Source organism: Collinsella sp. TM09-10AT (genome assembly GCF_003436275.1).
GTDB lineage: Bacteria > Actinomycetota > Coriobacteriia > Coriobacteriales > Coriobacteriaceae > Collinsella.
On record NZ_QSOP01000034.1, the window covers coordinates 797 to 8,806 of the forward strand.

8 protein-coding genes are annotated in these 8,010 nt (G+C 59.3%); 6 read left to right on the plus strand and 2 right to left on the minus strand.

The window, feature by feature from the left end:
- Positions 1 to 234: 234 nt before the first annotated feature.
- The gene (locus tag DXD77_RS09905; RefSeq protein ID WP_158548930.1) at positions 235 to 975 is read right to left on the minus strand and encodes an ATP-binding cassette domain-containing protein; all 741 of its coding nucleotides are present in this window, start codon (positions 973 to 975) and stop codon (positions 235 to 237) included.
- Positions 976 to 980: 5 nt separating this feature from the next.
- Positions 981 to 3,203, minus strand: a complete 2,223-nt coding sequence (locus DXD77_RS09910) for a hypothetical protein (RefSeq protein WP_117648553.1) — start codon at positions 3,201 to 3,203, stop codon at positions 981 to 983.
- 135 nt (positions 3,204 to 3,338) lie between these two features.
- On the opposite strand from DXD77_RS09910, the gene DXD77_RS09915 reads away from it, so the two are divergent.
- From DXD77_RS09915 to DXD77_RS09940, 6 genes are all read left to right on the plus strand, one after another.
- The gene (locus DXD77_RS09915) at positions 3,339 to 3,851 is read left to right on the plus strand and encodes a DUF2975 domain-containing protein (protein WP_006235293.1); all 513 of its coding nucleotides are present in this window, start codon (positions 3,339 to 3,341) and stop codon (positions 3,849 to 3,851) included.
- Positions 3,852 to 3,860: 9 nt separating this feature from the next.
- On the plus strand, positions 3,861 to 4,112 hold the full coding sequence (locus DXD77_RS09920; protein ID WP_006235292.1) for a helix-turn-helix transcriptional regulator: 252 nt from the start codon (positions 3,861 to 3,863) through the stop codon (positions 4,110 to 4,112).
- A gap of 18 nt (positions 4,113 to 4,130) precedes the next feature.
- The gene (locus DXD77_RS09925) at positions 4,131 to 4,838 is read left to right on the plus strand and encodes a site-specific integrase (protein WP_255413113.1); all 708 of its coding nucleotides are present in this window, start codon (positions 4,131 to 4,133) and stop codon (positions 4,836 to 4,838) included.
- A 396-nt stretch (positions 4,839 to 5,234) separates the two neighbouring features.
- Positions 5,235 to 5,522, plus strand: a complete 288-nt coding sequence (locus DXD77_RS09930; RefSeq protein WP_006235289.1) for an ACT domain-containing protein — start codon at positions 5,235 to 5,237, stop codon at positions 5,520 to 5,522.
- Positions 5,523 to 5,599: 77 nt separating this feature from the next.
- On the plus strand, positions 5,600 to 7,018 hold the full coding sequence (locus DXD77_RS09935; protein ID WP_117564192.1) for a citrate synthase: 1,419 nt from the start codon (positions 5,600 to 5,602) through the stop codon (positions 7,016 to 7,018).
- Positions 7,019 to 7,105: 87 nt separating this feature from the next.
- Positions 7,106 to 7,948 (plus strand): Cof-type HAD-IIB family hydrolase, encoded by an 843-nt coding sequence (locus DXD77_RS09940; RefSeq protein WP_117646539.1) that lies wholly within the window; start codon positions 7,106 to 7,108, stop codon positions 7,946 to 7,948.
- Positions 7,949 to 8,010 lie beyond the last annotated feature (62 nt).

Sequence of the window (8,010 nt, forward strand, 5' to 3'; positions counted from 1 at the left end):
AAAGGCTGCAGCGAGAACGAGCGTACAAATCCATGCGGCCTTGTCTCTTAGGATCAGTTTGAGAAGAAGTCGACAGTACATTCAGAAGCACCTACGTTCCTCAAAGAATCGTTAGATTAAAAGTAACAGACCGGATGAAGATACGTGCGACGGGGGCGAGGCGAATGGCTGAGCGGTATCGATACGCGGGTTCAACGGCATCATATTGACCACATAGATTTTTAACTTGCATTTCTACCCGCCCTTTTCGTAGAGTCGCCGATACGTGCTTAGCGCACCCTCGGCGCGTCCGGCAGGCTTTGCGAAATGGGATCCAGGAGACTTCGGCGCAGCATCATCTTGCGGAATGCTTCTAATGAGCCTCCCATCCTTCAAAAACAGAATCTCATCGCACAGCCTATCGACCGAATCCAAGATGTGGGATGACATGATGATGCACGTACCAGAATCGGCCAGCTTCCTGAGAATCTCGGAATGCAAGTCCACCCTGCTGGGGTCGAGCGCGTTCATGGGCTCATCTAATAGAAGGTACCGCGCGCCCGTCGCATACGCAATCGCCAGGGTAAGCTGCTGCTTCATGCCCTGGCTCAGAGTGCGGGTCCTCATCTTCGCGAACTCGCCTATCTGCGTTTGTTCCACTATCTCTTCGATATCGCGAGCATGCGGCCACATATCGCAAACCATCTTGAGGTGATCTTCCGCACGCAATCCGGGATACAGCAGCGTCCCCTCACCAGGTGCATAGAAGATCATAGAACGGACCTCTCTCGCACCCGTACCCTGCACCTCATCCAGAACGATGCTCCCGTCCACGCGAGGACCCGGCAAACCTGCCATCGCACGCAGCAACGTCGTCTTTCCATGCCCGTTCGGAGCGACGAGACCGTAGACCGTACCCGGGGCAAACTCAGCGTTCACCGAATCTACGAGCACCTTCTTTCCATAAGAGATCGTCAGCGTTTGAAGGTCAATCATCGAGATCATCCCCTTTCGATCTTTGGAACACTCAGGCGCACCATCAACGGAGATACGGCGCCCAAGACCACCAGCAGAGCGCCCGATGCGCCGACGACCTCTCCAAAAGGCATCGCGTTCGTCCCTCGCCCAAGGAACCCAATCGTCCCCACCTGGGAAGCGGGATCAAACGAGGCGAATGGAGCCAGCAGCGCGACGCCCATGCCCACGCTTTCAACATGAGCGCTCAACGAACCCAACACCAAGAGAACCGCGCAAACCATTCCGGTGACAACGGAGTTGCGGCTAATCGCTGCTGTCAACGCAGCGACGACGGAAATCACGCCGTATGCCATGACCAGCAACGGAATACTGCACAACACCGCCTCCCCCACCATGGACGTTGTCGAAGCTCCCGCCCGAATGAGAGCGACGGGATACTCCGATCCACCCGCACCGTTCTTAATCACGGACACAACGACAGCGGGAACCATCGACACCAAAAGCAGCACCAAGCCAAGCAGGAGAGCCAGCGCAACAGCCGTCAGAAAACGCACATGCGCTGTTGCGGGGATCTGGAGAACCAGAAGGGAACGACACTGCAGGTGGGTGCACGCGAGCGATGTGACAACCACGGGCAACAGCAAAAATAAGGAGGGAAGCGCTGCCTGGAGATACGAAAGGAGGATTAATGGGGGCATCTTCGTACTTAACTCGTAAACCTTGGGGTCCGGCAAGCTCGCGATCGACTCAAGCAGAAGGGCGCGCGCCTCCGCACGAGAAGGAGTCTCCGGCTCGATTCCGATCGATTGCAGGAGAGTCGCATCTGCCGCGCCCAGCTCACCTCGAGCGCGCTCGTACGTCGCAAGGCTTCGAAACCCCTCCGCAGGCATAGGCGCGTACACGAAACCCGAAAGAGCATCCCGCATGTCTTCCAGGGCCGCTTTGCCCTCGACGTCCATATTCGCAGCGTTCTGCTCTAAATACCGATCTATTGAACGGAGCTCCCCATCCCTATACCGAACAGCGGAAACGTTATCAGCGTCAGGAAACATCTCGACCAGAGCCGGGGCCAGCATCGTCGTCGACATTGCAATCGCGCATACGGCGAGGGTAGGAGAACGCAGGAGCAGTTTCCCCATCGTTCTTACGTATGCAACGGCGGAGGCACAAGCGCTCGAACGAGTTGCCGTTCTCGATGCAGTGAAGGAACCTCTCTCAAGACAAATCGGGGATATCGGGCACGCGCAGCCGCTCTTTCCAGCAACGCAAAGCAGGCTAATTGCCAGCACCTCGATCCCGATTGCGCATACGAGGGCAATCGCGCCACGCTCGAAGCAAAGTCCAGGCAGATTCACTATCTGCGTTGTCGGGTACGGGCTATAGGCGCCGACGGTCAACTCAGTGTTCGCATACGTAAGGGGATTCAACAGGGCGAACTCACGTAAAGCGATGGATCTTCCGTAATACCCGGGAACCATCGTCACCCCCATCAGGGCACATACGAACACGATTCCAAGCGTAGGGTTATTGGCAATCTTCACGGCAAGGTGAACGACAAGCGAGATGAACGCTGCCACCAAGAATTGCAAGATGGCCGTCTGCGCGAACACCAGCCAAGCCGGTTTGATAACCGGAGTCGCATATTGAATGTAGCCTATCGGATAGAACGGCGAGCCCGGGCCATTCTTCACAAGCGCGGCGATTATCCCTGGAAGATTGATGGCGAGGACGGCAAGCATTGCAAAAACACTCGCCCATACGCTCGATGCAACAAGTCTACCCAGCTCGCCCATCGGCGCCTGGATGATGAGCTTTTCACGTTTGTTAAGACGCGCGGCAAGGAACGAGACGGCAACGGCCGTTGCGACCCATAGCAAGTACTCCTTCGATCCGTCATAATAGGTGTACTCTCCATCCGATATCTGCAGAAACGGAAGTAGGGGAGAGAGCGGTGCCAAGATAAGACGTCCCGCGGCAAGAGGGTACAGAAGCGCGGGCATGCTTGATGAAGAGGTGTAGACACCGTCCTCCCCCGCATTCACAAGCGCATCCGCATAGGATGCTGACAATTCCTGCTCAACACGGGTTATTCCCGACTCGAGGTATTCGACCCGTCCGTCGATGCCAGCCGCGCTCCTGAAGACGGGCAGAGCACAAAGAACCATCAACGCAACAACGGCAACACAGAGTGACCTGGAGGAGAGGAGCGACCTAAAGATTGCCTTCGAGATTTTGAGCATATTCATCGCCAACCTTAACCTCATCCAGTCGGAATAGAGGGGCCGAACAAAATGCTCGGCCCTTATTACTTGCCGGCAAAGTCAATTTAACATAAACTGTTAAAAAGTAACCTGAGTTTTTTAAATTCTTCGGAGGTTATTATGAGTTCCGACAATCGCACTCCCCGGCTTCATTCCTTCCGCATCGCATGTGCGATAGCCTCTGCGACCCTTTGCGCCACCGCCATCGCACAAGTGGCGTTCTCCTTAAAGCCAGCAATCGAAGTGCTCGACAACCCTGTAATTGCAGACTCCCCCGCGTATCCAGCCCTTGCGATCTCGACATTGGTCCCTGCCGTCATCGGTATCGCTACGACCATCCTCAGCGCCGTTCTCGTGTGGACGATCAAGAGCGGAGACCCCTTCAAGAAAGGGTCTGCGACATGCTTGAAGGTGCTCGGCATTCTCTTCGTTGTTCAAGCTGCCACCAGCCTCTACGCCGGCTCACTCAAAACCTCCGTTTCGATGTTTGGCGGCGAGGGGGCCGTCGGCGCCCAAGAGATCGCTTCATCATTCGATTGGACCTCTCTGGTTCTCGGCATCGTCCTGTTCATGCTTTCCCAGCTCTTCTTGTACGCCCGAGAGCTGTACCTCGACTCCGACGAGATTGCGTAAGGAAACGCCATGCCCGTAATTGTTCGCCTCGACAAGATCATGGCCGAGCGAAAGATTTCCTCGAACGAACTTGCCGAAAGGATTGGAACCACGCCCGTGAACCTGTCCCGTATTAAAAAAGGGCATATTCGCGGCATTCGCTTCAACACACTCGAGCAGCTATGCCTCGCCCTTCGTTGCCAACCCGGAGACCTTCTCGAAGTCATGAGCGAAGAGGATGCCCGAAAGGAGTTCGGACTCGATTGGTCCGCCGAGGATTAGAGGGCGGTCGTACTCGCCCTGCACACGGGGATGCGAATCGGCGAGGTCTGCGGCCTTCGGTGGTGCGATGTGGATTTCGAGACGGGCCTGATCTCGATCAGACACTCGGTGGCGTACGCGAAGGGAATGGGTTCGTTCATCAAGGACACCAAGACCCATGACGCCAGGGGTATCCCCATCGACCCGGTCGGCCTACTCCCCATCCTGAAGGAGACCCACGAGATCGACTGCGGAAAGCTGCGCTTGCGCGGCCTTACCGGAGCGGTCGAGATCGGGGACTGCTACATCCTGTCGGAGCCGGGCGCGACCTTCGCGACGACAAGCTATATCCGCAGGGCGTTCAAGACGTTCTCGGAGACCAACGGCCTCATGGGCACCAACGACGAGCTGATCACGTTCCACGGCCTTCGCCACACGTTCGCAACGCAGTGGATCCGCCAAGGCGGCGATATCAAGGCGCTCCAATCGATCCTCGGCCACAAGGACGCCATGGCGACGCTCAACGTCTACGCCGACATCGAGCCCATCTCCAAAATCCATAACATGCTGCGCGCCACGCCGTGCCTTTGGCGCGGGCACCTCGGGCCGAGGGTCGATCCGGGTCCCATGTTCCAACAGAGGATCCAGGAGTCCATCGAGACGCTCCAGGCGTTCGGCTACGGCATCACCGAGCCGGACGACCGAAATATCGCCATACGCGACGTGAAGACGAACAGTTGGCTCTAGCTCACCGAGTACGCGGCAGTGCTGGGCCCATCCCAACTGAGGTCACGGTGGTCCGATAGGGGCGCCGCCCGCGGCATGCGCCGCGGAGCGGTATCCCCTACCGAAGGGCGGGGATGCCCTCCGCTTCCAGTTCGGAATCAGCCGTCGGAGGCGTTCGGCTGACTGCGGGAACGGCCTGTCCGCTCAATGTGTTCGGCTGAGATCGGAAATCAACCCAACACGAGCCGGACACGCGCCAGACGGCTCTTCCCCGTGCGGCCTAACCCCTTACGCTCATGTTGCAGGCATGTAACGCCGCAGCGAGCGCGCCTTTTTTGCGCCAGACAGGTACAATGATGAACACTGTACCGTAGCGGAGCGCCCCGCGCGCGCCGCGACCACGCGAAAGGGTTTCCCATGGCCGAGATCTCGTCCTCCCGTATCGTCATCACCGTCCTTGGCAAGAACCGCCCCGGCATCGTCGCCGGCGTCACCCGCGTTCTGGGCGAGGCCAACGTCGACATCCGCGACATTACGCAGTCCATTATCGAGGACATCTTCACCATGACCATGCTGGCCGACACCGCTGAGTCCAAGCTCGATTTCGCCGAGCTGCAGAAGGCCCTGGCCGAGGCCGGCGAGCTTTCGGGCGTCAACGTGTCCATCCAGCGCGAGGACGTCTTTAACTTTATGTACCGCCTGTAGCGAACAAGCCGCTCGGGGCAGCTTGACGTCATATCGTCCAAGCGCGCCGCCCCAAAGCGGACCGGAGAGGAGCGCACATGGCCTACGACGCCAAGAAAATCTACTACCGCTTCGACGATCACCTGAGCCGCCTGGTTCTGGATTACGAGGCGAGCCGCCAGATTTCGTCTGAGAGCGAAAACCTCTACCACGGCCTGCCGACCGACCCTTATGACGAGGGCCTGTTTGTCGAGCACAATGTCAAGCGCGGCCTGCGCAATGCCGACGGCTCGGGCGTGGTCGCGGGTCTCACTCGTATCTCGGATGTGCACGGCTACAACAAGGTCGACGGAAAGGTCGTGCCCGATCAGGGCAAGCTCACGCTTCGCGGCTACAGCATCGAGGATCTGGTCAACAATGCCCAGGCCGAGAATCGCTATGGCTACGAGGAAGTCGCCTATCTGCTTATCACGGGTTCGCTGCCCAACAAGGAAGAGCTCGACGGCTTTTGCGAGCGCCTGGGCGCCTTTAGACATCTGAGCGACGAGTACGTTAAAGAGTTCCCTATGACCACGGTATCGTCGAGCATCATGAACGTGCTCCAGCGCGCCGTACTGCTGCTCTACGCCTTCGATGCCGAACCAGACGTGATCACGCCCGAGCACGAAATCGACGTCGCCATTTCCATGCTCGCACGTCTCCCGCGCATCGCCGCCTTCGCACACATGGCCTCGGTCGCCAAGCTTCGCGGCTCCGAGGTTCACGTGCCGCACCCTACGCCCGGTCTCTCCACCGCCGAGACCATCCTACAGGTCCTGCGCGGCGGCATGGCGTTCACCCGCGATGAGGCGATGCTGCTCGACGTTATGCTCATGCTGCATGCCGAGCACGGCGGCGGCAACAACTCCACCTTCGCTTGCCGCGTGCTGTCGTCTTCGGCCACCGACCCGTATTCCGCCTACGCCGCGGCTATCGGCTCGCTCAAGGGCCCGCGCCACGGTGGTGCCAATGCCAAGGTCGTGTCTATGCACGAGGACATCCGCGCGCATGTCTCCAACTGGGAGGACGAGGACGAAGTCGCGGCCTACCTGGGCAAGATCCTCGACAAGCAGGCCTTCGACGGCACGGGCCTCATCTACGGCATGGGCCACGCCGTCTATACGCTCAGCGACCCGCGCGCCGAGGTCTGCCGTCGTTACGCGCGCTCGCTGGCAGCCAAGAAGGACTTGGGCGAAGAGTTCGCGCTCATCGAGCGCATCGAGCGCCTGGCACCCCAGGTCATGCGCGACCACGGCATGACCAAGCCCATCTGCGCCAACATCGACCTGTACACGGGCTTTATCTACAAGATGCTCGGCGTGCCCGAAACGCTCTTTACGCCGCTATTCGCCGTCGCCCGCATGGCCGGCTGGTCGGCACACCGCATGGAAGAGCTCTTCTGCGCGCACCGTATCATCCGCCCCGCCTATCGTCCGATGATCGAGCCGCTGGAGTACAAGCCGCTCGCCGACCGCTAGGACGCGGACCGTTATAGAACTCGAGCGTGGCCAGGGCATCACCGCCCTCGGCCACGCTTTTTATGCCAGTAGAAAGGGCTGCATCAAATGATTGTGTTTTCCGATATGGACGGAACGCTGCTGACGAGCGATAAGCAAATGAGCGATGCCACCTGGGCGATGCTCGACGAGCTCGCACGTCGTGGCATCGAGTTTGTTCCCTGCACGGGACGTCCACTGTCGGGCATCTTTGAGCCCATTCTCGCCCATCCCGCCGTGCATTACGCGGTCTGTGCCAACGGCGCCAGCGTCTGGCAGCTCGACGAGGATACGCCCACCGACGCCTCGCGCGCCACGTGCATCTTGAGCCGTCCGCTCGACCGTGGCATTGCCCACCGCATCCATCGCATTGCCGCCGGCCACGATGTGACCTTCGATATCTTCGCGGATGGGCAGTGCTTCCTCCCCCGCTCGCTATACGGGCGTCTGGATGAGTTCTGTGGCGGCGACCCCCACATCGCGGCTTCGCTCAAGCGCACACGAACGCCGATCGACATGAATATCGACAGCAAGATCGACGAGGTCGAGGCGCTCGAACGCATCGCTATGTACTGGCACGACCCGGCCGATCGCGACGCCATCGCGGCGGCGCTCGACACGCTCGGAGGCATTGAGGTCACGCGTTCGTACGCCATGAATATCGAGGTTATGGGCGAAGGCGCCACCAAGGGAACGGCCCTCACGTGGCTGTGTGAGCATCTGGGCGAGCGTCTCGCCGACGCCTGGGCGTTCGGCGACAACATCAACGACATCCCCATGCTGCAGGCAGCGGGCCATGGCATGGCCATGATCAACGCCGAGCCCGAAGATCGCGAGGCCGCCGACGCCATCACCGAATACGACAACGACCGCGACGGCGTCGCCCGCACCATCATGGCCGCCCTCGCCTAGTCATTGGTCAGTCATTGGGTGTTCCTATAGTTTTGTCAACCGTCGGGGCTACTCCCGGTAGG